We start from the raw sequence: 24,855 nt of genomic DNA, 5'->3' as shown, positions 1-24,855 counted from the left end.
GAATACGCCGTACAGAGCCGTTGTTGGCGTGATACGATCCGTCCGTTTGAGAAGGATGAATCCGCCGAGGATAACGGCACCGACGAGAGCAAGAATGACACCGTGTCCTTGCGAGAGTCCACCGCTTCCGGTTGTACCGTGGGCGGACGCGACGGGAACCTGAGTGAGCGTAACAATCGCTGCGAGAAGTACAGAGAGTGGCCGAATAGATCCGATTCGAGAGGTCTGTCCACGGGGGGTTTCCTCCCGTGGTGGACGCTCTTCCGGAGACATTATTCAGTCTTGGACAGGGAGCCACTTCTACCTGACTGATTCACTTCTTACATCCTGGATTTGACTGTCGTTGGATCATGCTGGGTGTGGAAATATCCTCCTCCGAAAGTATGACCGGCACAGTGAATTCACTCGCCGTCCAGAAACACGAGGAACTGTATATGCTTGAGGAACCAGACCGGAAGAACGGCTCCAATCCCTGCAGCGAGTAGGAGACTATTTGATGCTGTCCACATGATCTGTCCAAGTACGGTTCCGATAATCAAAACGCCGTTGTATGCGATCGCATTCACCGCTAAATCACCTCTTGACTCAGGCCGGGGCCACTTGATGAGACTGGGCTTGACTGCTGATGTCCGGCCGGAAGCTACTGCGACAAGAATTCCGAGTAAGCCGGATACAAACCATCCGAGTACAGCCGGTGGCCAGCTGTATACGACCGTGGCGGTGGCAAGAACAAATCAGACATGGGCTGGTGATTGTACCGATCTCTACGGAGGTATAGCGGGTTAAAATGTGTTCCTCGGTTCCTTGTTGTGCGGTAGACATCTATCAGGGGTATGAGAAGAGCAGTGGAACGGATCAGGGATGCTCCGTCGAGGATTTGAACCTCGGTCCTCGGCGTGAGACGCCGAGATGATTGGCCGAGCTACACTAACGGAACATCTTGTAATTGCTAGCGAATCCAGTTAAGCCTACTCCCTTCGCGTAACTGAACTCGCCACACACCGACACTACGTGGTGTCTCCATCGGGAGCAACCCACTGTTTGATGAGTTCGTTCATGTTGTAGAAGAGGATTCCAACTGAGACGAGGGTTGTGATGAAATAAATAATCAACCCTGCTGGACCACCAATCGATGTACCAATTGCACCTCCTCCAAACCCGACAACCGTGAGCTCAACCCACGTCACTACGATTCGGGATAGCAATCGAGGCTCCGAATTGGACTGTGCTGATGTCACTGTCTCAGACCACCATATTCACGAATCGATGTTGATTTTCCAGCTGACTCTGTCCTCGCAATCTAACGACACGCTGTTGTCTGATGGTGTGACTCATCTGTAGGTTTCCTCGGTATCGATCGGACCGCTGAACGCCGAGTAGAGTACGACGAAGTACATCAACACGATTGGGAGCAATACACTCGTCATGATCGACATGAGATTGAGCGGAAGCGTGGAGATAATCGCATCTCGGATCGTGAGGCCGGCGGTCCGATCGACGTAGGGGAACAGAAGGGTTGCGACGAGTGCCACGAGTCCGAAGACGAGTGCGGCTGTCGCCGCGAACGCGGCGTAGTATCGGTTTCTACGGAGCGCGACGACGTAGATTCCTATCAAGGTGGCAGTAAGGATCACAAGTGCGACAATGAGGGGTGATCGGAACGAGGAGCGTAGTGCTGGTTCGGTCACGTATATCGACCCGAGAGTGATGATCACTCCCCCAAGATACCCTACGGCAGCCCGGACACCGCGGTTCCGCATGTCGTCTCGCAGCGCGCCGCGAGTTTTCAACCCGAGGAAGGCTGCCCCGTCGACAACCGTGAGGACAAGGACTGTGAGACCCCCGAGGACCCCCACGGGGGTGATGAGCCCAGTCGCTCCGATCAGCCAGTTCATGACAAACAGCCCCAGCAGAAACGGCGTCACGGTACTCCCGATAACGAACGAGTAGCCCCAGAGTGTCCGCCAGCGGTCGTCTTCGCGTTCCTCGTACATCTCTGGGGCGAGCCCCCGGAGGCCGAGTGCGGCGAGAATCGCGAACATCAACAGATAGTATCGGCTGAAGAGATTCGCGTAGACGGACGGAAACGCTGCGAACAGTGCACCACCGAAGACGACGAGCCAGACCTCGTTCCCGTCCCAGAACGGCCCGACAGCCGCCAACAGCTGTTCTTTCTCGTGATCATCGGTACGGGTCGCAAACAGGACGCCCACGCCGAAATCGAAGCCGTCGAGAAAGAGGAACATCCCGAAGATGAAAAACAGCAGCGCGAACCAAAGCTCGGCGAGCGGTAATCCGAAGAGCGGCTTCGTAGCCAGCGATCCGACGTTAGTCACCGGACGTCACCTCCGACTCTCGGACGTGGACAGTATCACTCTGCGTGAGCTCGTCTTTCGATGGCGGCCCCGCTCGGATGATACGACCAACGACATATGTGTAGAGACTCAATAACATGATGTACCCGGTAACGAATCCGAGGAGTGTGAACGTCGCTTCGGCGCCTGTGAGATTCGGAGAGACGCTGGCACTCGTCTTCATCACCCCCTGAATGACCCACGGTTGTCGCCCGACTTCGGTGACAATCCAGCCGACCTCCACGGCGACGAATCCCAAGAGAGACGATGCCATTAACGCCTTATGCAGTAGGTCATCCTCGAAGAGTTCGCCACGCCACCACCGATAGCCCCCCCAGACGGCCAGCAGAATGAACCAAAAGCCGAGGGCGACCATAATCCGGAACGCCCAGAAGACGATCGCCACTGGTGGAGATTTCGTTGAGAAGGATTCGAGGCCACGTATTGTTGCCTGTGGGTTTCCGCCACTCGCAAGCCAGGATGCGCCACCCGGAATGCCTATGCCGAAGAGTTCTTTCGTGCGTGGGTTTAGCAGGTCATTGACGTTCGCCGGGAACGCAACGATATACTCGGGGACGTAGGAGTCGGTTTCCCAGACGGCTTCCATCGCGGCGAATTTCTGGGGTTGGGTTTCAGAGACATGGCGAGCATACTCATCGCCCTGAATCACCTGTAGTGGGGCCGTAATTAGGAGGACGACGAGCGCAATTTTCAGTGACTTCTCCCAGAAATCGATGTGTTCAATCGGGTATCCCCAGACGTGGTGTCGGAACACGTAGTAGGCGGCAACGCCGGCCATGAAGAGCGCGACCGACTCGACGGCCGCGTTCTGCATGTGGATGAACATATACGGAAACCTCGGATTGAGGTAGGCTGCGAGCGGGTCGGTAAGCTTCACAATTCGCTGGCCGTTCTCCACGGCGATTTCGAACCCACGCGGTGTCTGCATCCACGAGTTTGCGATGAGGATCCAGACGGCTGAGAGCCAGGTGCCGAGCCCGACGGCGATACTCGACAAGAAGTAGAGCCGGTCCGAAACACGATCGCGGCCGAAGACGAAGATACCGAGGAACGTCGCTTCAAGCATGAACGCCATCATCCCTTCGAGAGCGAGTGGACCACCGAACAGCTCCCCTGCGGTCGTCGAGAACGCGGCGAAGTTCGTTCCGAATTCGAACTCGAGGACGAGTCCGGTCACCGTTCCAACGACGAAGCTGACCGCAAAGATGCGGGTCCAGAACCGACGGAGCTGTTCATACACTGGCTGTTTGGTGCGAATCTCTTTCCATGTGAAATAGATGAGAAACGGTGCAAGTCCCATACTCATCACTGGGAAGATGATGTGAACGATCGTGGTGAGCGCAAACTGGAGTCGGCTCGCTAGAACCGGATCAACCACCGGTCTCACCTCGACAGATGGCGCTATTGGTTTGAACGATGATTCGTAGATTGGGTGAAAAATGGACCGCTGTCGGATAGAATGCCATCACTCCGACTTTGCGACTTCGGTACGTCAAACGAAGGCGGTGTCCTATGTATTGGGAATCCGCCTTCGACCCTTATATTGGGGAGTTTGATAAGTGGGTATGGAGCGTCGACAAGTCCTCAAGACAGCCGGAATTCTCGCAACAGGTGGCGTAACCAGTCTCGCAGGTTGTAGTTCTGGAAATGGTGATGGTAGCGGTGAGCCGACTACGACTGAGACAGAGGAGACGACCGGCGGTTCGGGAGGAGAAACGGCCGGTGGCTCGGGGGATCGAACACGGTTATGATGGTCACCGAAGGGAGCGAGTACTATTTCGATCCCATCGGTCTGTTCGTCGAATCCGGGGAGACAGTCACGTTCGAAATCCAGAGTGGGAGTCACTCGGCAACTGCCTACAAACAAGGAACGAGTTCAGCAGAGGTGACGCGGATCCCCGAGGGAGCTGAAACGTTCAATAGCGAAATCCTGAGTGAACAGGGCGCAACGTACGAGCATACGTTCGAGACTACGGGCACGTACGATTATTTCTGTATCCCGCACAAGTCCCTGGGGATGGTTGGTCGGATTGTCGTTGGCGAACCCGGCGGTCCCGCGGAGGGGAGTATGCCGCCGGACGGAGACGTTCCCGAAAGCCAGACCATCGTCGATCAAGGCAGCGTTTCGTACAGTTCCTTCTCCGGGTAGACGGACGCGTATACTGCGAGCTGTGCGCTCCGGAATCGCTTGTACACCATATGGCCGACATTGATTCTGCTTCGGACTTCCAGTATGGAGAGATACACTTCCGATGACGCTCGCACAAGGCTCGTGGCCGACATACACAGATGCTGTCCTCGATAGTGTTCGGCGAGAACGACGCGAGGTCGAACGCGAATGTCGAGCGTTCCAACGGTTTCGCCAGTGTATTCAGACCGTCGAAACACAGGCTCCACGGTTCGAACGGTCAGTTGTTGGAGTGAATCAGAGCCTTACATCCGCAGAGAAGTCGGTTCGCGATACCATCGAGCCGTGGTATCGTGAGACTGTGATGGCAGTCGACCACTACGGCGACGTGTACGGTGATTCGTTTGAGGCGAGCCTCAGTGCCGAATTCGGGATGGATGTGTTGCTCCTGATCTCAGAAGCGACTACGTTCTCACCGCTCATCAAACAACGACTCCTCGAGGCCACACAGCAGTGTATTGACAACCGGCGGGTCTTTCTAGAAACTCTCGAAGACGAATTCACCACGCTCAAAGACGCGCAATCCACAGTTCAGGAGATTCGAGAGGCGATAGCAGAACTTGATTCGACGGAATTACAGGCCCTCTCAGATACTGAACTGATCGACCGATACGACACCCTTCACACGTTGAATGATAAATGTCAGAGCTGGATCCAGCAACGGCAGGAGGAAATCCACGCTCATCGAATCGATCGGTCAGCAGATGCGGATGCCTACACTGATCTCTGTTCGTATCTCTATGAGGATCTGGAGGTTGATTATCCGGTATTGGGGACGTTTGTCGATATCTTGGAAATCATTTCCCAATATGAGTAGTTCCCTCTTTCACCACCTACTCAGTCGTCAGTGCCGGTTTCCAGCAAATCTACTTTGTTAACGGTTTTGTCTATCCGGTCACAACAGTACATATGGAATTCGACTTTGTGCGCTCGGTGGCTCCCCTCGTCGTAATTGTCGCCATCGCGGCGATTGCGCTCACGACCGTGATGACCTCCTCGACAGTCTTCATGATGGTTCTGCCCTCGATGATCGTCTTCTCAGTCATCGCGTTCTTCTTCGGGATGAAACACGGCGAATTCCGCGCCAGTCCGTAACAGGCTGACCCAGTAGCCGAAATTCGCCAGATTGCGGTCCATGCCAGCCCCCAGCTGTGTTGATTCCGATTCATTTCGATGACCGATTCGCAGTCCTGGCGACGGCTGATTCAACAGATTGGTGTTGAACCAACGGTAACAGTACGCCAAAGTTTGAGTAACTCACGGCGTCCAACACGGTGAAACGAAATCTCAACTCGGGGCTGTTCTGGCGGCGATGGCGAGGACGCGGCGACGCCCTTCTGAACGAATTCGGTTCTCTATGAAAATCAGGACAGTGAACGACAGCCGTCGCTCAGGAAAGGGTGTTCTCAGGCGACAGAACGTGCCTATCCGGGGTCGAACGAGTAGAACGCCTTGGCGAACGACCTCGCGGGCATAACTGGTCGGTCATCAGGGGCCTTTTCCGGGTGGTCGGCCCGCAGGAACACGTCCAACAGCACCCACGCGTTATACAGCATCACCGCGAACAGCCAGTAGAACACGCGTACGCTGAATTTCCGGCTTGTGGTCTTAGCGAGGAAATCGTTCTTGACAACGCGGTAGTTCGTCTCGATGGCCCAGCGTCGCGCGTAAATTTCCGCCCATGTCTTCGGGTCGTCCCCCGCCTCCTCGATGTTTGTGACGTACACGACCCACTCTCCAGTGGGTTCGGGCTCATCGGGCGTAGTGCTGTCCACGAAGTCGGTGAGGGCCGTCTGCTCGGCGTCGTCCTCTTGCTTCTCCTCGCCCCACGAGGAACGTTTGGCGAGCATCGTCACACGCAGACTCTCGTCCCGCGAGTTCGGGTTGATGATGTGGGACTTCGCCCCCGCGTCGCCTTCGAGCGACGCCACCCACTGCTTGATTTTCTTCCCAGCCTTGCGATACTGGACGATGAATGGCACATCTTGCCGGTCAAGCCACGAGAGCAAGCCGACATCGAGGAACTCCGAGTCCATGTACAGTCGCTTCACACTCAGAAGTTCCTTCGCGCGACGGACGAGATACATCGTGGCGGTGGTGAGGTTCCCTCGGTCTTTCAGCGTAAACGAAGCGAGCTTGACCGTCCGACCACGGGTACGGGCGCTGATGGTGATGTGTTTGTACGCCCACGTGGTGTTTTTGCTCTTCTTCGTGCCGACGACACCTTCGGGGATAATGAGATTCCCGTCGTCATCCTTCGACTGCGGGTAAAACGGCAGGTCGGTGCCGTCAATCATCACCTCCACGGGCCGGTTGAGCATCCCCGCGCCCTTGGCCACCTCGACAACAGTTTCAAAGACGCCCTCGAACTGCCCCATCCACTCGGTCGCCTCACGCGACGAGATGGCGTTGAAGTGCGTCGGGGCGCTCGGCGCGGTTTCGCCGTCGGCGTGGAATTCGTCGATGTTTTTCTCCGCGAAGTCACGCTCACGGCTGATGAGTGCCTGAAAGTCGAAGAACCAGTTGTCGTGGAACGTCGTGTTATCCGCGCGACCGAGGGAGAGGAGGTCGTACATCAGCGGACGGATGTGCTGGATGGCCTCGCACTTCTCGGTGGCGCTGATGTCCTTCGGGTCTTGGTCGGGGAGTTCCACGTCAAGCAGGCTTCCGCCAGCGGGCAGGCCCATGCTGAGCAGGTGGTCAGCCAGTTCGGGTCGGAAGTACTCCGCGATGACAGTCTCGGTAGCGTCTCGTTCGCGGTCTCCGAGGCGGTTCTGCCACCACTCGCGGAACGTGTCGCCGCTCGGGACGCCTTCAGTAAACCCGAGGAGTGCCGCGACCTTTGGGCGTCCATTCAGGTGCGAGGCGAGCCGGTGGAACGACTCGACGCCGACGATGCGCTGGTAGACGAACGCTTTCATCATCGTTGGCGCGTTGTAGCGCCGCCCGCTGGCGAAGTCGTGAGTGAACTTGTGGTCTCCGAGGAAGCCAGCGGTGGCGACGACCCACGGTTCGATACGCTCGTCGCGGCGGACGGACGGGTGAGTTTCGCCGCCCGGGTACTCCGGCTTGAAGAGTTCTTGTGGAGGGTGAAGATGCTCTCTGTCCGTCACTCATTTTGAGGTACGAGAAATCCCCTATAAGATAGTATGTATTTTGACATCGACCTGAGCGTACGGTGTCTGGCATATGTGGAGTAAAGAGTAATATCCGGTCAAGTACAATAGTGCGGTATGTCGGCCCTCCACCGGTGGTTCTCGGCGTCGGAAACTTGGAAGCGTCCCGTCGCCATCAGCATCGCAATCACCGTCCTCTATTCAATCGGTGTATTCGTGTATAGCCTCCTTCCAACCTCGAATGTTTCAATCTCAGGAACACTTTGGGACGCACTCGCATTATCTATGGCCTTCGGGCTCGTGACGATAGGGATTCCCGTTTTTCTCTGGCTTCGGTATGAAATTCGTAGCCCGGGGGCTCTGTTGGTAGGTATCCTCGTTTTCTGGCATATCCTCGTCTACATCCCACCAATTGGAAGTGGACAAGGGGATTCTCCCGGGTTCCTCTTCGTGTTTGTATGGGCACCATTTTATCTTGTTGCCTACGGTATTCTGGCGGCGGTAGAATACTGGCTTCGTGGTCGTGAATTCTCGCAGACTAGCACGATTGGTTGATTGGAAGATGCGCGTCGTGGTCTTCTCTTCTAATATTGGAAGAGCCGTGTTATGTCGCTGACGGCGATGAATCTTGCTGGAGAACTAAAGGAGGACACTCCAAACGGTTTAGAACACTCTTTTGGCTAAACGACCACAGAGGTGTGCAACAGTCCCAATCGCAAGGAGTCCCCCGGCAAAAGCGAGGAATATGAGCCACGTCGGAGAATCAGTACTCGGGGCAAGACGAGATGATACCCGATTAAATACACCAAGAGTCCACCAACCGGCCCTAACGAGAGGAGAACTGCCGTTCTGATGTCTTGACCGTTTACTGACGCGTAGAAGGCACTCACCCCGACGACGAGGAGGACACCCCCCATCACATACGCAGGTAGTTCTCCAAGTGATTGACCAGCCGTTTCAAACAGGAACCGTTCAGTCCCGAATGTTACCAGCGTTACAACTCCTAAGATTGCAGAGAGCCCACGATAGCCAATTCGAGGGGGCTTACCTGCCTTGTGGAGGTTGTTCAGGGCGTTCATATGTCAAAAGTACCACTCGTATGACCATATGCCTTCGGGTCATCCAGACTGAATTTCAAAGTCGCCGGTATAGTCGCTCCACTAAATATCAACACCACCTATCCGTCAAAGAACCAAACTTTGACCTACTGGTAATCCACTAGAGGCGGTTAACCACTATCGTTCAGTTAGATCCAGTCTTGGTCGTCGTGTAGAGCGTCTCTACGTGGAGTAGCCGGCGTACTCCATAAGCTGGTTGAAGATGTCCGTATCCATGACTGACCGATAGACCACACCAGTAAGCATCCCGCCGGGATAGAATGTGCCGTTCATTACGTGGTTGACCTTGTGACAGTGCATCAGGTAGATGCCGGGGTCTGCATCGGCAGTAAATTCGATCGTGTGTCGTTCAGCAGGGGCAACGTTCGTGACGTCCATGTCGTGTCGGGCAGCCTCCGGAATCGTCCCGCCGTCCTTTTCGACGCGCTGGAAGCGGTGGTTATGGATGTGCATCGGGTGCGACATGTACCCGCCGTTGACGAGATGGATACGAACTGAGTCGCCCTCGTCGACGATGATCGGGGACCCTTCTTCGGGATGCAGCGTCCGGGGCGCGCTCTTCCCGTTGACGGTAAACACGTCCGGATTTCGACTTGCCGAATTGTAGGTGAAGTCCGCCTCACCGGCCCACTTCCGTGGAACCCGTGAATCCCAGTCCTTGATCGTCATGAAGTATTCGCGGTCCGCCGGTTCGTAGCCCTCGGGATCGACTCGGTAGATCCCGTACATGCCCATGTCGATATGCCGGTGGGTCTGGAAGTGACAATGGTAGAAATGCGTTCCAGGGACGTTCGCGGGAATCTCGTAGGTGTGTGTCTCCCCTGGCGGAACCTGAATGCCGGTCGTCGTCGGGACGCCATCGTTCTCCCACGTCTTGCGAACACCGTGGAAGTGAATCGTGTGGGGACGTCGGCCATCGGTGTTGTCGAGTGTCACCTCCATCGCGTTACCCTCGGTCGTTCTGAGAATTGGGCCGGGGACGCTGGGGTCGTTGTCGTCAGCCTGGAACGCCCAGACGCGTGGGAATTCGACGGGCCCACCCATTGTATCGAGCGGGTGGACGGCATGGCGGGCCTGCTGAGTCCGCATCGTCACTTCGCCGCCCTGCTCGTCGACGTTGACGACTGTTGGGGGACTGGTGTAGGGGAGATCAGGCGAGTCAGTTTGTGCCTGCGTGGGGGTACCGCTCGTTGCTGCTGGCTCGTTGGCTCCGCCCGCAGAACAGCCTGCTAACGAAGCGATACCGGTCGCGCCAGTTGCCGCGAGAAACTCACGCCGGGACAGTCCGGTTCCGGGTGCGCCGAAACGTGTAGTCATGATACACTCGGCAGTTTGGTTGGCCTAAATATAGGGAGACTGCGATGTCCCGATTCACGGGACATCGCGTGGATATGTTCGGCAAAAGGTGAATGAAGATGGCGGCTTTTCACCTATACTTGTTCGCCGTTAGGAGCCCGAGATTGGGGCTAGAAAGCGATCAGATTTTTAGAGTCCGCCCGTGGACGACAGATAGACTCCTGCGAACTGCACCGCGTTATACGTCCCGTGAATCACAGCCGGCACTGTGAGGTTGTCCGTGTACTCGTACGCTGCTCCCAGTACTAAGGCCAGGACGAATGCGATACCGATGTACACCAGTTTGCCTTCCCCTGACAACGAGAAGAGATGGATCGATGCGAACAGAGCGCTTGCGAGAACGATTGCACGGGCCGGATGGAGACTTTCACGGAGGGTGCCCTGGACGAGGCCCCGGAACAACAGCTCTTCTCCTGGGCCGACCAACAGAAATTGGAGCGGGATCAATAGAAGGAAGACACTCGGATTTTGTCGCCCGACCTCGACGATTTGATTCTGAGCCGAGTTCAGACCGAGGGCCGTGATTACTGCGGACGCCAAAAAGAGCAACCCCAGGATCGCTATACTCCCCCCGACAATCACCGCCCCATCACGCTTGTCAGGCAGACGAACTGGAACGAATCCGAATCCGAGATCACGGCCTTTGAGATAGAGGATGGTGATGCCCCCAAACGTCACTCCTTGGAGGAAGAACGTACTCAAAACCAGCCTGAGGGCTGGACGTGACGCGAGGTCGACTCCGAACAACCCGACGACCGTCGCGACGGCAAGGATTACGAGAGCCCCTGCGACGTATGATCCATACGTGAGACCAATCGCCGAGGCGACAGACCGGAAACGAGATATCGACGACATTAATCAGATGTGAGCGTAGGGCTCCACCCTACAAGCTGGCTTCGATAGGTCGACTCCGGCGCTATTCATTCCAAGACTTCCCGCGGTAGTGATTTTGTTCATAGCTGATGTTCAGGTTCGACGAGGTTCGATCCAGCGAGGACTGTAATCGTCACGAGTACGAACGCGATCAGTGAGAGATTCGGAATCGTGAGTCCGAGTACCGGAGCCTGCCACTGGACGACTGCACAGGGACCAGCAAAGGTGCATGAGGCCTTCGTTGCTTGGAGTACGGAGTGATATCCCGCGATTGAAGCTCCCACCACGGATAGTGGCACGACTGTTCGCCAGACTGTGTTGTGACTTTCGAGGGCGGCAACGCCGAGAACGACGACGAGCGGATACATGAGGATACGTTGGTACCAGCAGAGGGTACACGGAACGAGACCGAGGCCGAGACTGAACCAGAGGCTTCCCAAGGTCGCAACCGCCGCGACGCCTGCCCCACCTGCAAGCCAGAATCGTCCGTCGGACATCCATGACTCAGTTTGACCCAGTTGCATCTTCGATCATCTGTCTTGTTCGCTCTTCGTTTCCGAGTGGATTGACCGTCGTGCCATCGATGAGGAGCGTGGGTGTGGCGTCGACATCGGTATCGCTCGCAGCCCTGTCAGTCGCCCGCAGCGCGTCGTCGTACTGATTTTCTTGGATCGCCGTGCGGATCGACGCTGTCTCGGAGACGCCTGCGGCCTGAGCAAACTCGACCAGTCTCTCGGCGGTCGCCCACTGGTCGCCTTCGGGTGGCTGATTCCGGAACACGTATTCGTGGAACGCCCAGTACGAGGCTGGGTTGGTGTTCCAGACGGCTAACCCGGCTTGGCCGGCTGCGGGTGCATCGGGGCCTAAAAACGGGTCGCCACCGATATATGCGAGATTGCGGAACTCAAGCGCGATCGTTCCTGGTTCCACGTAGTCCGTCACGAGTTGTGAAAGCATCTCCGTACTGAACTGGGCGCAGTACGGACACTTCCAGCTCCCGAAGTATGTGACCGTGACATCGGCATCAGCAGACCCCATCGTCGCATAACGGAAGTCTCCAGGCGAGTCGGGAATCGGGGCAGTGGTAACGGCACCCATATCACCTCCAGCATTCGCACCGCCCTCCGGTTCAGTACTCGTATTGTTAGAGAGAGCGGTGGCGCCGATCACGAAACCGGCAGTGGCGGCACCACCGCCGGCGAGGAGAAGCTGTCGGCGGGTCAGTCCTCCGACAGCAGCTCCGACACCTCCCTCGGAGAGCCGCTCTGAGAACGTGCGTGAATCGACGGCTGCGTCCGCCCGTTTGTAGTCCACACGTGAGAGGTCGTCGGGATGAGCGGCGAGCCAATGTCTGTAGAGGTGCTCGTCAGTCTCGTCACCGAGTTGTTCGCCACAATAATGGCAGGCGCTGTGAACGTTCCATGTGTGGTCACGCGCTGCTCCAGCTGTTTCGAATTGATCTGTACAGATCGGGCAAGTATGGGCAGTCATTCGTGATCACTACTCCAAGTGGCAGATTTCATAGGCCTCGTGTTGTGTTCTCGTAGTAAGCTCAATCGTCGGTATCTGTGGCATTGTTTTATACGCAAGGTGTCATTAGCGGCGGAGATATGCGACGAGGAAAGTCGTCAGGAGACAGAGGAGAATAAGAATTGCCACGCCGAGATGGGTCGTCACGATGATTGGTTGGAGATCCTCCGTGACGGTCAATCCTCCGAGGATAACCTGTAACGGAAGGAGGGCGAGAGCGGCCGTGGCCGACCATTTGACAATCGGGGTATTACGGTGTGTCACCCACGCTCCAAAGGTCGTGCCGACGATCAGAACTCCGGCCGTCATCGCCAGTCCACGGTGAGCCCACTCTGCGAAGATTTGGAGTGCAGAGTATGGCGAGTTAGCAATGATCTCGGGTTGAAGGAAGGGAACCCACGTCCCGTAGCAGGTCGGCCAATCGGGACAGGAAAGTCCAGCACCGATTGCACTAGTGTAGGCCCCGAGAAGCATCACGATATACGTCACTAGTAGCGTGAAACCGGCGATATGCCTGTACTCGACAGGAATCCGTGAAATCGTGGTTCGCAAGTAGTGCCAGCGAGCTCGGGCTTGAGACATAATATTGGGTAGGGACTCCGATTCGCGATGTGATGAGTTGATGTCTTGGAAACAAAGTGTTAGGCCGGATTCCCAGTGAGTGGGACACCGCCTGCTATTCATTGAGGAGCCGTCCCACGGCACTGTTAAGAAGACCCACGGTTTGTAGGGAAACCCCCTATACGCCGATAGTATGATGGCTCAAGAACATACCCAGAAACGATCAATTGATGAACGCGACCGTGAGGTGAAGTCTGCTAACGACAATACCTGTCCCGAGTGTCAGGGCCATATCACCCTGAATAGCGACAGCGGTGAGGCGACCTGCGAAAGCTGTGGGTTGGTTTTTGAAGATGATCCAATCGACCACGGCCCGGAGTGGCGTGCTTTCACGTCGGACGAACGCGATGAAAAGAGTCGGGTCGGTGCTCCCACGACGCAGCTGATGCACGATAAGGGCCTGAGTACGACTATCGGTTGGCAGGACAAAGATGCATACGGACAAGCCGTCTCCGGTCGCAAACGTGCTCAATTACAGCGCCTTCGGACGTGGGACGAGCGGTTCCGGACGAAGGATGCCCACGAGCGGAATCTCAAACAAGCGCTCGGGGAGATCAGCCGGATGGCGTCCGCTCTGGGACTTCCGGAATCGGTTCGGGAAACTGCAGGCGTCCTGTATCGGCGTGCTGTAGAGCAGAACCTGCTCCCCGGTCGCTCGATCGAAGGAATGTCGACGGCGTCCTTGTACGCGGCTGCCCGACAGCACGGTATGCCACGGCCGCTGAGTGAATTCGCCGACGTCAGCCGTGTCGAAAAAATCCGGATCCAGCGAGCGTACCGATATCTGTCTCGAGAACTCGGCCTCGAGATCAAGCCGGAGGACCCCACGCAATATATCCCGCAATTCGCATCATCGCTTGACGTGAGCGACGAAGCAGAACGGCGCTCGCGAGAACTGCTTGAGGTAGCTACGAATAATGCTGTCCACAGTGGGAAGAGTCCGGCCGGGTTGGCGGCTGCCGCTCTGTACGCTGCGACTCATCTCACGAATGAGCAACTCACACAGGAAACAGTGAGTGAGGTGGCTCATGTGAGTCGAGTCACAATCCGGAACCGGTATCAGGAGCTTCTTGAGGTGTACGCAGAGCATGGGTGACCGGCAAGTCTCTGCGGACGGAGGACAGCTACACAGTTACCAGTGATACAGTACCTACCATGAGTGAGTTCTCAATACAGACCGAAATTGAGGTATTAGAGTTGCTCGTTGACGGATCACCTTGTCATGTGATGGAAATCACGAACGCCGTCGATGGACACCCAATCACCATTGACCAAGCGTGTGCTCATCTCCATAGTGAGGACTGTATTGTTCCGCGTGGGAGGGGTCTCTACGAGATTACCGACGCGGGCGAACAACGACTCAAAACCCAGTACGAATCGTAACCACTTCACAACTGTGTCACTATGTTCGCTCTCTTTGGATGGAACGGCTGTCATGACTCTGAAACCACAAGCCTGGATGACGCCGTGGGATCGACGGGGTGCCTCGCTGGCAATCAGACATCATATCCCGTGGAATACCTATTATCGAATAATGGGAGATAATTCAGTGTCACCCGAGGACTCCCCAGAGTTGCAGGACGTCCTGGATGCACTGGATGATCCCGCATGTCGGGCTATTCTCCGGGAAACTATCGAACCAATGACTGCAAACGAACTCCTCGACGCATGTGACATCCCCAAGTCGACGCTGTATCGTAAATTAGAACTCCTCAGTTTCGCCTCCCTCGTCCGGGAACAGGAGACCATCAATCCTGGCGGTGGACGGGTCACCTACTACGAACGTTCGTTCGAGGACGTCACGATTTCGATGGACGACACAGGTGTGTTTACTGTGAATGTCGACCGGACGCCGCAATCCACCGACGAACGGCTTGCAGATATCTGGTCGATGATGGGGGACGAAGTATGAACAGCGTTATCACGGCCATTGCAGCTGTCAAATTAATCATCCTGCTTCTCGGTGGTGGGATTACCTATATCGCGTTTAAAGCTTATCGACGGACTGGTGAGCATTCGCTACGCGTTCTTGGTGTTGGGTTCGGTATCATCACATTCGGGGCAATCTTGACTGGTGTGGCCAATCAGTTCTTTTCTGTCGGATTGGCACTTGGCGTACTCATCAACAGTCTATTCGTTGCCCTTGGCCTCGCGGTCATTATGTATTCGCTGTATATCCAAAGATGAACCTCGTCCCGAACTTTACTGTGCCCGATCTCCATCGGGGTAGCTATCTAATCCTTCTCGGCGTGGGTTTGTTTGCTCTCACCGTTGTTAGCAGCGCACTGCTCGCCCCGGCGATTGGGACGGCCTCGGAAACAGATCAAACAGCCCGAACCTTGGTCGGGTCTCAGGGAGGTGGCCCAGGCTGGCACGAATACGGGAGCGTCTACCTCCTCAACGGTACGAACACGACATGGCGTGAATCTAGCGCTGAAAGCTATTTCGACGTGACAAAAACGGAGAATGGGACTGTCTTAGCTGGGTTCATGGACAGCGGATATACTTCGTGCGGACCGTACGAATCTCCCTGTACCCGGACGGGATTCCGAGTCATTGACCCCGGGCAACAGCCACAGGTGCTTTCGGAGTATAGCTTCCCGGTCCGAACGAACAAGAACAGCGAAGTCCACGATGTCGAACGACTTCAGACAGGAGAATACCTCGTGACGGATATGGAGTACGAGCGTATATTTACTGTCAGGAACGGCGAAGTCACGTGGCAGTGGAATGCGAGTTCGTTCTACGACGCCCCACAAGATCCGACGACGACCGACTGGCTGCACATCAACGACGTGGATGTCATCAGCACCGGGCGCTATCTTGTCTCAGTACGGAATGCAAACCAACTTCTCGTCATCGAGCGCGGTGAGGGTGTCGTCGACGTCATCAACGAGGACACGACCGATTCAAACGATGCCAACTGTCGGAAATCAGGCCAGTTAGCCGACTATGACAGTGATGGCGATATTCGATGTGGTGACCCCGACGTGCTCAACCACCAGCACAACCCTCAGTGGCTCGGGGATGATGCCGTCCTCGTCGCTGATAGCGAGAACGACCGTGTCGTCGAACTGCACCAAACCGAGGACGGGAATTGGGAACCTGCTTGGATTCTCGACAGTGCGGGAGATATTCCCTTGAACTGGCCTCGGGATGCGGACCGCCTCTCGAACGGGAACACGTTAATCACAGACACATTGAATCGTCGGCTCGTCGAAGTCAACGAATCTGGAAGGGTAGTTTGGAGTTTCCAAACCGAGCGTATTCCGTACGAAGCGGACCGGCTCCCGGTCGGTGAATCTGTCGGTGGGCCGATGTACACGAATAAGGGTGGTGACGTCGCTAGTCCTGATGCCGACGTGCCGGTTCTCTCATTATTACTGGTCGGCCTTCGAGCCATCATTCCCTCGACACCCTTCTGGTTTCGAGAGCCACAACTCGGAGTGACGGTTGTTTCGACACTGCTCATCGTCGGCGGGGGAATTGACAGTATTCGAAGCTAATCAATTCCCGGTATCATTCTCGATCACGTCCTTGAAGTATTCCAACTCGACGAGGGTGTGTTCGTAGGCTTCCTGTTCGATGTCTCCAAGGATGGGTAGCACCCCCTGAAGAACTCTCCCGAGGATTGTCGGTGGTACGCGGGCCCAGACGCGGTGGGAGAGGCGTGTTTGTCCGTCTGTCGGCTCGAGTTGTATGGTCCCTCCCTCTTCGACGGTGAACGCGAGCGGGAACGGGGGCAGGGTATACGTACACGTACCGATCCAACTGAACCGCCTCTCTTCGACGACATCACGGAGATCTGCCTTGATTATCCCTTTAACCGGTCCGACCCACTCCCGCTGATAGAATCGGAGCCCGTCCCGGAGTGGCTTCTTCGGATCCATGACGACCCATGTCCCGTCGTGATCTGGATTAGACTTTTCCCAGAGGGTTTCGAACTCCTCCAGAAACGACCAGACTGTTGCCGGTGACGCATCGATTCTGACCGCGGCGCTTGCTTCGATCATATTCTCTCAGTTTAGGGCCGATGCGATTGGGAGTGTATCCGAGTATACTCGGGGTTAATACTCACGGCAGCCCACGGACCACTATGCGATTCGCCTCTGGAGTTCTGGTCTGGAACGATGGGGCTCTCCATCCACTTGAGACTGCCATCGAAGACACTCCTGCCGTAACGATAGACACGACACACCAAATCAATCGAATTGGCGAGCAGTTCGTCGAGTTGAGTGCATTTTCGGGAGATATGGAAATGCTTGAACGACTTCTCGCAGCCGAAGAGTCGGTCCAAGATTTTGCCGTGACACGCGAGACTGGGCTCGCGTATATGGTGTACAGCCAGTCACCATCGATGACGAGCCTGTTCTACATCCTCACGGCGTATTCACTCGTCCTTGCTCCACCGATCGAATACACCGATGAATACACCGACCGAGGCATACGCCTCACCGTCGTCGGAACGGACTCCGCAATCACACAAATCACTGCGGACATCCCACCCGGAATCGACCTCTATCCAGAGCGCGTCGGTGAGTACGTTCCTGGCGGTGGCCAGCTTGAGGACCTGCTCACCGAGCGGCAACGCGACGTATTCGAAGCCGCCGTCAAGTTAGGTTACTACGAGGTTCCACGAGAAGCGACACACGAAGAGATTGCCGAGGCGGTTGAGCGAGCCCCCGCGACGGTCTCGGAACAACTCCAACGAATCGAAGCCAATCTGCTCCCACGCTATCTCGACAAAGAGGCTATCTAATGAGTCTCCCCCGAGTATACTCGGCGTTGACGCTACACTTCCACGTCACGGCGTTCCACTATGTCCAGGGATGACGCATCTGTTCTTGTCGTCGGAGGTTACGGCACTATCGGCCGGACTGTCTGTACTGAGCTCGCAGCCCGTACACAGAGAGAAATTCTCGCTGCAGGCCGATCTCCAAAAAAGGCACGCCGTTTTTCAGCGTCTGTCCATGGTGTCAAACCCCAGACGCTCGATGTCAGTGAGAGGACGGGCTATGCAGACGCTCTCGCCGGCGTGGGAATGGTAGTGATGTGCTTGGACCAAGATACACCACGGTTCGCGGAGGCCTGTCTCGAGCGCGGCATCGACTACGTCGACATCTCGCCGACGGACGCACTGCTCCAAGCGATCGAATCGTTCGATGATCTCGCTCGCAAACGGGAGGCGACCGCCGTACTCAGTGTCGGACTCTCCCCCGGAATGACGAATCTCTTCGTGGCTGAAGCAATAGCGGAACTCGATTCCGTCGACCGAGCGGACATCACCCTGTTGTTAGGTATCGGAGAGGCCTTCGGTCCAGATACAGTTAAATGGACCGTCGAGGACGCCCTTGGCCAGTTCTCGATTCGAGTTGACGGCGAGTCTATGTCGGTGGCCGGTTTGACTGACCCACGGCAGGTCGATATTCCTGGGTGGGGTCGACGTCGAGCGTACCGTGCAAATCTCGCTGATCAACATGTACTTGCTCGGACAACGGATATCCCAATAATCGAGAGTCGACTGTGTTACGACTCTCGTCTCGTCACGCGGTATCTGGCGCTATTACGTCGTACCGGACTGTATCAGCCAGCTGTATCGTTGCTCGGGGTTGATAGAATAGTTAACTTGACCGAGGCTGTCTGGTTCGGGTCCGACGAGTCAGTGGTCAAAACGAAGGTTCGTGGTCGGGCAAACGGCCGAGTAACGGATATCGAGCGGTGGATTCGAGGACCAGATCAGGCCCGTGCGACGGCACTGGTCACCGCTCGCGTCGTGGAGACGTTGGGCCCGTCACACCCGTCTGGTGTCCATCATATACAGGAGCTTTTCAGTAGCGCTGCGTTCTCTGATACCCTCCTTGAAGCCGGATACACTATCGGGCGGACAGTACAGCATGGAGGGCATGCCTGAGTGGCGATAGTCACTGACCGACTCTGTTGTACCGTCACTGGAGCCGGCGATAGCTGTCGTTAGTACCGAGGGCTTTATTATGGCGGAACAGCCCACCAGGCGTCGCGAGCAGAAGGAACTGACCAATTCCTGCATAGAATCCACCGTAGAACGTCATGAACTCCCTGCAACCACCCGGCGTAACGAACGTGTAGCCGATGCTATTTACTGTCGTCGTTGGCGCGGCGAGTGCTGCCAGCCCGATGACAAGGCCAGCCAGTCCACTCATCCCAAAGCAGGTCGACTACTCGCGTGTTGGCATTGATGCTCAAGGTACTCCCATCTGTCGGGCAGACATTACCCCTCCTCCCGAAGCCAGCTGAGGGCCTGATCGTGGTCTTTCATGTCGAAATATCGCATCTTGTCGGGCGAGACTGGCCAGATCGGTCGAATTGTACGCCACCAGTCGAACAGGAGTTTCGCCCATCGTGTATCGCCGACTGCGGCGTACCGATCAATATCGAAGTCGGGGCCGTACCGGAGATCGGGAATCACCCCGTGGAGGTGTGTGAGAAACGTCCCGAACGTCCAGTTCGGAACTTCCTCGTACACGTGGATGTGCCCGTACTGGTTGCTCTTTTCGACGAGGAGCGAGTACAGCTCTTGATAGCCCGTTCGCGTGCCCTTCCCGACGCGAATCGCAATGAGGTTCTCGTTCGTCTCGTCCAACACCTCGAACATTCGATTGGGTGCTGTGTGGGACATCGTTAGTGGGAGTGATTCGGCGTACCGACAGGGTCAGTATTGGGGTCGGCACGCCCGACGAGCTCGACGGTTGCGTGGTCGATCCCTCGATCCGTGAGATGATCGTGAACCCGTGACTGGATTCTCCGTTGCTCCTCCAGTGTGGTCGCCGTATCTGTCAGTCGGACGGTTGCGACGGTGAGTTGACTACACACCTGCCAGACGTGGAGATCCTCAATCTGGTCCACGCCATCGAGTGTCGTCAATTCATCCCGGAGTTCTTCGGACGACACCGGACTCCGTTCCAGCAGGATTGAGGTGCTTTCCCGGAGGACGTTCCCAGCCGATGCGAGTACCAGCAGCCCAATAAGTACGGCCGCCACAGGGTCTGCGATGGGGAGATCGAATACTGCGACGGCGGCGGTCGAGACGATTACCGCAACAGAGCCACCGGCGTCACCGAGCAGGTGGTAGAACGCCCCGCGCTCGTTGAGACTCATCTCACCACCCTGCAACACGTACACGGAGCCGATGTTTACCAGCAGGCCACCCGTCGCGATGATCAGCGTCAACTCTGGATTGATCGCCACCGGCTCGAGGAACCGCTGGTAGGACTCCCAGACGATGTATCCGACCATTGGAAGGAGCAAGACGCCGTTCAGGAAGGCCGCAACCGGCTCCAGTCGGTGGAGACCGTACGACCACGCCTCGCCACCCTCGAACCGTTCGGCGGTGTAGCTCGCCCCGAACGCCATCGCGTACGCAAGCATATCGAACAGCATATGGAGGGCGTCGCTGATGAGAGCGACCGACCCGAACAGGAGTCCACCAGCCAGTTCGATGACGAATCCGAGGAAGTTGACGACCGCGACGAGCGCAAGCCGGCGCGTACTGCCACTTGATTTAGACGGGAGGTTGTGCTCTGCGGTCTCCTCATCGGTATGCTCGTGAAAGGTCATGAGTCCACATTAGAGTGCTCTGTTGAATAGCGATCTAATCTGTCGATATCGCTGCTTTAGAAGGGTGAAGCCGAGGAACTCGATTCTGACTTATGGAAGTCGACCTCCTCGACTTCGTTGAACGGTGTCGTCACCTAGCCAAACAAGCGTTGGGGAAGCACGCGGGCGAGCCCGCCAGCGGCGGGTTCGCCCGCTGGATCCACGTCGTTCTACACTGCTTTCGGCTCGAAGAGGGCCATAGCTACCGTGAAACGCCGAATCGGCTGGAGTACATGGCTGAGATACGTGCTGTACTCGGGCTCGGTCGAGACGACCTTCCTGACCACAGCACGATCTACAAGTCGTTCGATCGGCTGAAAATGTGGGTGTGGCGGGCGCTGCTGCGCGTTTCCGCGCAGCAGCACCCGCAGTCTGGACACGCTGCTCTGGACAGCACGTTCTTCGACCGCCGGCGTGCGTCATCGTATTTCCGCCAGCGGGCAGGAAGCACGGTACAGACGCTGAAAGTAACGACTTTGACTGATGTGGAATCGCTTGCTGTTCTTGACGTCCACATCACAGCTCGGTGGAAACACGATACGAAGACCGGGCCGCAGGTCGTCCGCCGGAACGCGGACGACCTGCTGACCGTCGCCGCCGACAACGGATTTCAAGACTGGCACACCGAGTACGAGGTCGCCGCACACGACGTTGAGTACCTCGTTCACTACCGCGGATCGTCACCGAAAGCAGCCACAAACAACGCACTCATTCGGGCAAAAGGCTACTCTCAGCGCTGGATGGCCGAAACCTCGTACTCGACAACCAAGCGCTCGCTCGGCGATGCCGTGCGAGCGCTGGGCTGGTATCGACAGTTTCGTGAGATCGTCCTGATGTTCGCCATCATCAACATAGAACCACTGTGTGAGCCGCTGTAACCGTGACTCAGCATCTATTCAACAGAGCACATTAGAGGGGGTTCTATTTCGAATCTGAGGATTCCGGGTGTTCCTGGGTAGATTCCTGGGCCCCGTCTTCGCTCGTCACCATCGAATCCTGCTCCGTTGATTCAGTGCTATCCGAAGAGGTACTCTCCCCATCGGCCCCCTCCGATTTTGGTTCGGATCGCTCCGACTCTTCGTAGAGCGATGTATCTTGGGCGGAGGAGCCAGCGAAATCGAGCGGACGAAGCCAGATGAACCAAACGACAAATACGGTTGTGCCATAGCCGACGATCCACACGAGATCAGCGACGCCAGAGAGATTCGCCTGTTCGAGGGTGTATACCAACAAACCGGGGCCGATGAGCCCAACGAGCACAACGAGGACGGCAAACTGGGGAGACGAGAGTCCGAACGGGTATTGCTGCTGGTCTGCCTCCGTATGGGACGTTGTGTTTCCCTCGTTCTCAGCACCCATCTTACCCCTCCGAAGCGTTGGTTTCGGTGTCTGTGTCTGGCGTGATTCGAGAGAGTCGCATCGCGTTCCCGGTAACGGCCGTCGTCATCCCGGCATCCCCAGCGAGGACAGCGAGCCAAATCGGGACGTATCCGAACGGGACTGCGACCGCCAGCCCGGCTTTGACAGCGAGACTCGACCAGATGTTCTGCCGGATGACACCGTTCGCATCGTTTGCGAGTTCGTAGAGGTACGGAAGCTTCGCGAGGTCATCACCCATCAGGGCGATGTCCGCGGTCTCCAATGCGGTATCAGTCCCGGCAGCCCCCATCGCCACGCCGACTGTGGCGGTGGCGAGCGCCGGTGCGTCATTGATTCCGTCTCCGACCATCGCAACGCCGTCGTACTCCTCGACGAGCTCTTCGATCGCCGTCACCTTGTCCTCGGGGAGTAATTCGGCCTGGTACTCGTCGACGCCGACCTGCTCGGCGATCGCGCGGGCAGTCCGCTCGTTGTCCCCCGTCAGCATAACCGTTCGGGAGACACCGAGTTGTTTCAATCGAGTGACCGTTCGCTTCGCCTCCGGACGGATCTCGTCGGCGACCGCGATGACGCCCTCAAGCTCGTCTTCGGTCCCAACGAGGACGACGGTCTTGCCTTCAGCCTGGAGTTCAGGGACGGTCTCTTCGAGAAGATCGAGACAGTTGTTCCGGTCACACATCTGCTGGGCTGTCTGTGTCACGACGCCACCGTCGGTCGTCGCGTGAACGTGCGACAGATCGAACTCTAACTCCTCAAACAGACCCGGCTTGCCTGCGAAGTGAGGAGTCCCGTCGAGATCGGCACGCACGCCCTTTCCGGTGATGCTCTCGAAGTCATCGACCTCGCGCTCGGCAACCCCTGCGCTGCCGGCTTCGGCGACGATTGCCTCGCCGATGGGGTGTTCACTCCGTTGCTCGAGCCCGCGTGCACACCGGAGCACGTCCTCCTTTGAGTTCCCGTTCAGGGGAACGACGTCCGTGACGGTGAGTTCACCCTTCGTGAGCGTTCCCGTCTTGTCGAACGCGACGACGTCGACCGCACCCATCGCTTCGAGGTGATTGCCGCCCTTAATGAGGACGCCGTTCTTCGCGGCACTCGTAATTCCCGACACCACTGAGACAGGCGTCGAGATGACGAACGCACAGGGACAGGCCAACACCAACAGCGTCAGTCCGTAGACGACGGCCGTGGACCAGGTCGTGCCGAAGATGTACGGGCTTGCTACCGTCGTCAGGATGGCGAAGCCGACGACGACTGGCGTGTAGTACGTCGAGAAGCGCTCAACAAACTGCTCGCGTTCGGTCTTGTTCGACTGGGCGTCCTCAACCATCTCCACGATGCGGGAGAGCGTGTTGTCGCCGGCCTCGGAGGTGACCTCGACCTCGAGATACCCCTCCTCGTTGATAGTGCCGGCGTACACCTCGTCGCCCGTCGTCTTGTCGACAGGGACGCTTTCACCCGTGATCGGTGCCTGGTTGACGGCGCTCTCACCGTCGACGACGCTTCCGTCCATCGGGATTTTCTCCCCTGGCTTGACGACGACGATGTCTCCCACGGCGACCTCGTCGACGGGAATCGTCTCCGTGCTCCCGTTCCGCTTGACGGTTGCTTCATCCGGTGAGAGATCCATTAGTTCGCGGAGGGAGTTTCGGGCACGGTCCATCGAGTAGCGCTCCAGCAGTTCCGCGATGCTGAACAGGAACGCGAGGGTGGCGGCCTCGAAGTAGAGTGCCTCACCGAAGACAAGACTCGCAACGAGTGCGCCGAGGATAGCCACCGACATCAGGAAGTCGATATCGAGGTTCAGATTCCGCGCCGAGTAGTAGCCGTTGCGAAGGATCTCCTGGCCGCCGGTGGCCACTGCAATCAGAAACAGGACGTCAGCGACCAGTAGATCCGTCCCGAGAAGACCTGCGATCTGTATATTCTGGCCGGTCAGGAAGAACTCGAAGAGTAAGCCGAGGGCGACGAATCCACCGCTCACCCACGTTTTGAGTGCGCGCGAACTCGTCCAGATGCTCTCGCGCTCTCCGCTCGCTTCCTGACGCCCCGATTCGTCGCCTGTCGTATCCGTGACCTCGTACCCAGCGCTTTCGATCGCGTCGATGACGTCAGCATCCCCAGCCCGCGACGAGTCGTACGTGACGACGACGGTTCCGGTCGTCGGCTGCGTCTCGTATGTTGTCACTCCACCAACCCGGTCAAGGGCGTTTTCGATTTTGCCCGCACACGACGGACAATCCATCTCCGGAACCGTGAATTTCGAGGTGACCTCGCCAGTGTCCTCCACCGTGTACCCGGCCTTTTGAACCCGGTCTTCGATCGCGGTGGCACTCGTTTGCTCGCCGTCGTACGAGACGGTCAACGTCCCTGTTGTCACTTGCGGGTCGACGCTCCGGATTCCGTCCAGTTTTTCGACGCTGTTTTCGACCTTTCCTGCGCAGGATGGGCAGTCCATCTCCGGGACGGAGAACTGTGCAACGTCTCCCTGGTCTATCGATGGGACAATGTCATCACCATCTTGTCCAGTGTGCTTGTCGTGCTCGTGATCCTTGTGATCGTGGTCATGTGTATGACCCTGCTCGTGAGAATCCGCTCCGTGGTCGTGGGTGTGATCCGGTGGTTCACCACTCCCGTCGTGGGATTCCTCGTCAGGTGAGGTCATT

General features: G+C 56.9%; 28 protein-coding genes and 1 tRNA gene. 12 read left to right on the top strand and 17 right to left on the bottom strand.

Going from position 1 to position 24,855, the window contains the following annotated elements; all coding sequences use genetic code 11:
• Nucleotides 1-401: 401 nt before the first annotated feature.
• From C2R22_RS26715 to C2R22_RS22535, 5 genes are all read right to left on the bottom strand, one after another.
• On the bottom strand, nt 402-566 hold the full coding sequence (locus tag C2R22_RS26715; protein WP_245903110.1) for a hypothetical protein: 165 nt from the start codon (nt 564-566) through the stop codon (nt 402-404).
• A 296-nt stretch (nt 567-862) separates the two neighbouring features.
• Nucleotides 863-937 (bottom strand) — tRNA-Glu (locus C2R22_RS22550).
• Nucleotides 938-1,007: 70 nt separating this feature from the next.
• Entirely contained in the window at nt 1,008-1,238 is a 231-nt protein-coding gene (locus C2R22_RS22545; protein WP_245903109.1) for a hypothetical protein, read from the bottom strand.
• A 93-nt stretch (nt 1,239-1,331) separates the two neighbouring features.
• Nucleotides 1,332-2,336, bottom strand: a complete 1,005-nt coding sequence (cydB, locus tag C2R22_RS22540) for a cytochrome d ubiquinol oxidase subunit II (protein WP_103428019.1) — start codon at nt 2,334-2,336, stop codon at nt 1,332-1,334.
• Nucleotides 2,329-3,753 carry a cytochrome ubiquinol oxidase subunit I gene (locus tag C2R22_RS22535; RefSeq protein ID WP_103428018.1) on the bottom strand — a complete coding sequence of 475 codons (1,425 nt, stop codon included), beginning with the start codon at nt 3,751-3,753 and terminating at the stop codon, nt 2,329-2,331. The genes cydB and C2R22_RS22535 overlap by 8 nt, the downstream gene beginning before the upstream one ends.
• Nucleotides 3,754-4,122: 369 nt before the next feature.
• Here C2R22_RS22535 and C2R22_RS22530 point away from each other — a divergent pair, with 369 nt between their 5' ends.
• From C2R22_RS22530 to C2R22_RS22520, 3 genes are all read left to right on the top strand, one after another.
• A complete protein-coding gene (locus C2R22_RS22530) occupies nt 4,123-4,524 on the top strand; it encodes a plastocyanin/azurin family copper-binding protein (RefSeq protein ID WP_173862846.1) in 402 nt (133 codons plus the stop codon).
• Between the two features lie 103 nt (nt 4,525-4,627).
• Nucleotides 4,628-5,380, top strand: coding sequence for a DUF7260 family protein (locus C2R22_RS22525; protein ID WP_103428017.1), 753 nt, complete (start codon nt 4,628-4,630; stop codon nt 5,378-5,380).
• 92 nt (nt 5,381-5,472) lie between these two features.
• Entirely contained in the window at nt 5,473-5,658 is a 186-nt protein-coding gene (locus C2R22_RS22520) for a DUF7333 family protein (protein ID WP_103428016.1), read from the top strand.
• Between the two features lie 329 nt (nt 5,659-5,987).
• On the opposite strand, the gene C2R22_RS22515 is transcribed toward C2R22_RS22520, so the two are convergent.
• Nucleotides 5,988-7,487: a transposase gene (locus C2R22_RS22515; RefSeq protein ID WP_162562627.1), complete on the bottom strand. Its 1,500-nt coding sequence runs from the start codon at nt 7,485-7,487 to the stop codon at nt 5,988-5,990.
• Between the two features lie 36 nt (nt 7,488-7,523).
• On the opposite strand from C2R22_RS22515, the gene C2R22_RS25400 reads away from it, so the two are divergent.
• Both C2R22_RS25400 and C2R22_RS25395 read left to right on the top strand, forming a co-directional pair.
• Nucleotides 7,524-7,685, top strand: coding sequence for a hypothetical protein (locus C2R22_RS25400; protein WP_162562626.1), 162 nt, complete (start codon nt 7,524-7,526; stop codon nt 7,683-7,685).
• Between the two features lie 111 nt (nt 7,686-7,796).
• Nucleotides 7,797-8,234, top strand: coding sequence for a hypothetical protein (locus C2R22_RS25395; RefSeq protein ID WP_162562625.1), 438 nt, complete (start codon nt 7,797-7,799; stop codon nt 8,232-8,234).
• 725 nt (nt 8,235-8,959) lie between these two features.
• On the opposite strand, the gene C2R22_RS22510 is transcribed toward C2R22_RS25395, so the two are convergent.
• From C2R22_RS22510 to C2R22_RS22490, 5 genes are all read right to left on the bottom strand, one after another.
• Nucleotides 8,960-10,114 carry a multicopper oxidase domain-containing protein gene (locus C2R22_RS22510; RefSeq protein WP_103428014.1) on the bottom strand — a complete coding sequence of 385 codons (1,155 nt, stop codon included), beginning with the start codon at nt 10,112-10,114 and terminating at the stop codon, nt 8,960-8,962.
• 168 nt (nt 10,115-10,282) lie between these two features.
• Nucleotides 10,283-11,008, bottom strand: a complete 726-nt coding sequence (locus tag C2R22_RS22505) for a CPBP family intramembrane glutamic endopeptidase (protein ID WP_103428013.1) — start codon at nt 11,006-11,008, stop codon at nt 10,283-10,285.
• Between the two features lie 98 nt (nt 11,009-11,106).
• Nucleotides 11,107-11,550, bottom strand: coding sequence for a disulfide bond formation protein B (locus C2R22_RS22500; RefSeq protein WP_103428012.1), 444 nt, complete (start codon nt 11,548-11,550; stop codon nt 11,107-11,109).
• A complete protein-coding gene (locus C2R22_RS22495; protein ID WP_245903107.1) occupies nt 11,531-12,340 on the bottom strand; it encodes a DsbA family protein in 810 nt (269 codons plus the stop codon). The genes C2R22_RS22500 and C2R22_RS22495 overlap by 20 nt, the downstream gene beginning before the upstream one ends.
• Nucleotides 12,341-12,622: 282 nt before the next feature.
• Nucleotides 12,623-13,108 carry a COX15/CtaA family protein gene (locus C2R22_RS22490; RefSeq protein ID WP_245903106.1) on the bottom strand — a complete coding sequence of 162 codons (486 nt, stop codon included), beginning with the start codon at nt 13,106-13,108 and terminating at the stop codon, nt 12,623-12,625.
• 202 nt (nt 13,109-13,310) lie between these two features.
• On the opposite strand from C2R22_RS22490, the gene C2R22_RS22485 reads away from it, so the two are divergent.
• The 4 genes from C2R22_RS22485 to C2R22_RS22465 all read left to right on the top strand — a co-directional run bounded on the left by C2R22_RS22485 (nt 13,311) and on the right by C2R22_RS22465 (nt 16,683).
• Nucleotides 13,311-14,273, top strand: a complete 963-nt coding sequence (locus C2R22_RS22485) for a transcription initiation factor IIB (RefSeq protein WP_103428009.1) — start codon at nt 13,311-13,313, stop codon at nt 14,271-14,273.
• Nucleotides 14,274-14,711: 438 nt separating this feature from the next.
• Nucleotides 14,712-15,089 (top strand): winged helix-turn-helix domain-containing protein, encoded by a 378-nt coding sequence (locus C2R22_RS22475; RefSeq protein WP_103428007.1) that lies wholly within the window; start codon nt 14,712-14,714, stop codon nt 15,087-15,089.
• Complete coding sequence (locus C2R22_RS22470; protein ID WP_103428006.1) at nt 15,086-15,364, top strand: DUF7521 family protein; 279 nt, start codon at nt 15,086-15,088, stop codon at nt 15,362-15,364. Before C2R22_RS22475 ends, C2R22_RS22470 begins: the two co-directional genes overlap by 4 nt.
• On the top strand, nt 15,361-16,683 hold the full coding sequence (locus C2R22_RS22465; protein WP_103428005.1) for an arylsulfotransferase family protein: 1,323 nt from the start codon (nt 15,361-15,363) through the stop codon (nt 16,681-16,683). The genes C2R22_RS22470 and C2R22_RS22465 overlap by 4 nt, the downstream gene beginning before the upstream one ends.
• Here C2R22_RS22465 and C2R22_RS22460 read toward each other — a convergent pair whose 3' ends face one another.
• Nucleotides 16,684-17,190, bottom strand: a complete 507-nt coding sequence (locus C2R22_RS22460; protein ID WP_103428004.1) for an SRPBCC family protein — start codon at nt 17,188-17,190, stop codon at nt 16,684-16,686. It lies immediately after the preceding gene.
• A gap of 83 nt (nt 17,191-17,273) precedes the next feature.
• Here C2R22_RS22460 and C2R22_RS22455 point away from each other — a divergent pair, with 83 nt between their 5' ends.
• Entirely contained in the window at nt 17,274-17,936 is a 663-nt protein-coding gene (locus tag C2R22_RS22455) for a helix-turn-helix domain-containing protein (RefSeq protein ID WP_103428003.1), read from the top strand.
• Between the two features lie 60 nt (nt 17,937-17,996).
• Nucleotides 17,997-19,088, top strand: coding sequence for a saccharopine dehydrogenase family protein (locus tag C2R22_RS22450; protein ID WP_103428002.1), 1,092 nt, complete (start codon nt 17,997-17,999; stop codon nt 19,086-19,088).
• A gap of 34 nt (nt 19,089-19,122) precedes the next feature.
• Here the strand turns inward: C2R22_RS22450 and C2R22_RS25390 are convergent, their stop codons facing one another.
• The 3 genes from C2R22_RS25390 to C2R22_RS22440 form a co-directional block, all read right to left on the bottom strand.
• Nucleotides 19,123-19,356 carry a hypothetical protein gene (locus C2R22_RS25390; protein WP_162562624.1) on the bottom strand — a complete coding sequence of 78 codons (234 nt, stop codon included), beginning with the start codon at nt 19,354-19,356 and terminating at the stop codon, nt 19,123-19,125.
• 68 nt (nt 19,357-19,424) lie between these two features.
• Complete coding sequence (locus C2R22_RS22445) at nt 19,425-19,832, bottom strand: SpoIIAA family protein (RefSeq protein WP_245903105.1); 408 nt, start codon at nt 19,830-19,832, stop codon at nt 19,425-19,427.
• A gap of 2 nt (nt 19,833-19,834) precedes the next feature.
• On the bottom strand, nt 19,835-20,770 hold the full coding sequence (locus C2R22_RS22440) for a cation diffusion facilitator family transporter (protein WP_103428000.1): 936 nt from the start codon (nt 20,768-20,770) through the stop codon (nt 19,835-19,837).
• 92 nt (nt 20,771-20,862) lie between these two features.
• Here C2R22_RS22440 and C2R22_RS22435 point away from each other — a divergent pair, with 92 nt between their 5' ends.
• Nucleotides 20,863-21,687 carry an IS5 family transposase gene (locus C2R22_RS22435; RefSeq protein WP_103427979.1) on the top strand — a complete coding sequence of 275 codons (825 nt, stop codon included), beginning with the start codon at nt 20,863-20,865 and terminating at the stop codon, nt 21,685-21,687.
• Nucleotides 21,688-21,730: 43 nt separating this feature from the next.
• Here the strand turns inward: C2R22_RS22435 and C2R22_RS22430 are convergent, their stop codons facing one another.
• On the bottom strand, nt 21,731-22,168 hold the full coding sequence (locus tag C2R22_RS22430; RefSeq protein WP_103427999.1) for a hypothetical protein: 438 nt from the start codon (nt 22,166-22,168) through the stop codon (nt 21,731-21,733).
• Nucleotide 22,169: 1 nt separating this feature from the next.
• On the bottom strand, nt 22,170-24,854 hold the full coding sequence (locus C2R22_RS22425) for a heavy metal translocating P-type ATPase (protein WP_103427998.1): 2,685 nt from the start codon (nt 24,852-24,854) through the stop codon (nt 22,170-22,172).
• Nucleotide 24,855 lies beyond the last annotated feature (1 nt).

Origin of the sequence: Salinigranum rubrum (assembly GCF_002906575.1) — an archaeon.
In the GTDB taxonomy this organism is placed as follows: domain Archaea; phylum Halobacteriota; class Halobacteria; order Halobacteriales; family Haloferacaceae; genus Salinigranum; species Salinigranum rubrum.
The sequence above is the reverse complement of the archived record's forward strand: the minus strand, read 5'-3'. Positions and strand labels throughout refer to the sequence as shown.

Excerpts from the sequence above, each read along its gene's own strand:
- C2R22_RS22435 (WP_103427979.1), top strand. The coding sequence starts at position 20,863 with ATGGAAGTCGACCTCCTCGACTTCGTTGAACGGTGTCGTCACCTAGCC.
- C2R22_RS22520 (WP_103428016.1), top strand. The coding sequence starts at position 5,473 with ATGGAATTCGACTTTGTGCGCTCGGTGGCTCCCCTCGTCGTAATTGTC.
- C2R22_RS22470 (WP_103428006.1), top strand. The coding sequence starts at position 15,086 with ATGAACAGCGTTATCACGGCCATTGCAGCTGTCAAATTAATCATCCTG.
- C2R22_RS22425 (WP_103427998.1), bottom strand. The coding sequence starts at position 24,854 with ATGACCTCACCTGACGAGGAATCCCACGACGGGAGTGGTGAACCACCG.
- C2R22_RS25395 (WP_162562625.1), top strand. The coding sequence starts at position 7,797 with ATGTCGGCCCTCCACCGGTGGTTCTCGGCGTCGGAAACTTGGAAGCGT.
- C2R22_RS22510 (WP_103428014.1), bottom strand. The coding sequence starts at position 10,114 with ATGACTACACGTTTCGGCGCACCCGGAACCGGACTGTCCCGGCGTGAG.
- C2R22_RS22445 (WP_245903105.1), bottom strand. The coding sequence starts at position 19,832 with ATGTCCCACACAGCACCCAATCGAATGTTCGAGGTGTTGGACGAGACG.
- C2R22_RS22515 (WP_162562627.1), bottom strand. The coding sequence starts at position 7,487 with ATGATGAAAGCGTTCGTCTACCAGCGCATCGTCGGCGTCGAGTCGTTC.
- C2R22_RS22505 (WP_103428013.1), bottom strand. The coding sequence starts at position 11,008 with ATGTCGTCGATATCTCGTTTCCGGTCTGTCGCCTCGGCGATTGGTCTC.
- C2R22_RS22500 (WP_103428012.1), bottom strand. The coding sequence starts at position 11,550 with ATGCAACTGGGTCAAACTGAGTCATGGATGTCCGACGGACGATTCTGG.
- C2R22_RS22455 (WP_103428003.1), top strand. The coding sequence starts at position 17,274 with ATGCGATTCGCCTCTGGAGTTCTGGTCTGGAACGATGGGGCTCTCCAT.
- C2R22_RS22440 (WP_103428000.1), bottom strand. The coding sequence starts at position 20,770 with ATGACCTTTCACGAGCATACCGATGAGGAGACCGCAGAGCACAACCTC.
- C2R22_RS22530 (WP_173862846.1), top strand. The coding sequence starts at position 4,123 with ATGATGGTCACCGAAGGGAGCGAGTACTATTTCGATCCCATCGGTCTG.
- C2R22_RS22450 (WP_103428002.1), top strand. The coding sequence starts at position 17,997 with ATGTCCAGGGATGACGCATCTGTTCTTGTCGTCGGAGGTTACGGCACT.
- C2R22_RS25390 (WP_162562624.1), bottom strand. The coding sequence starts at position 19,356 with ATGAGTGGACTGGCTGGCCTTGTCATCGGGCTGGCAGCACTCGCCGCG.
- C2R22_RS22525 (WP_103428017.1), top strand. The coding sequence starts at position 4,628 with ATGACGCTCGCACAAGGCTCGTGGCCGACATACACAGATGCTGTCCTC.
- C2R22_RS22460 (WP_103428004.1), bottom strand. The coding sequence starts at position 17,190 with ATGATCGAAGCAAGCGCCGCGGTCAGAATCGATGCGTCACCGGCAACA.
- C2R22_RS22475 (WP_103428007.1), top strand. The coding sequence starts at position 14,712 with ATGGGAGATAATTCAGTGTCACCCGAGGACTCCCCAGAGTTGCAGGAC.
- C2R22_RS22465 (WP_103428005.1), top strand. The coding sequence starts at position 15,361 with ATGAACCTCGTCCCGAACTTTACTGTGCCCGATCTCCATCGGGGTAGC.
- C2R22_RS22430 (WP_103427999.1), bottom strand. The coding sequence starts at position 22,168 with ATGGGTGCTGAGAACGAGGGAAACACAACGTCCCATACGGAGGCAGAC.
- C2R22_RS22485 (WP_103428009.1), top strand. The coding sequence starts at position 13,311 with ATGATGGCTCAAGAACATACCCAGAAACGATCAATTGATGAACGCGAC.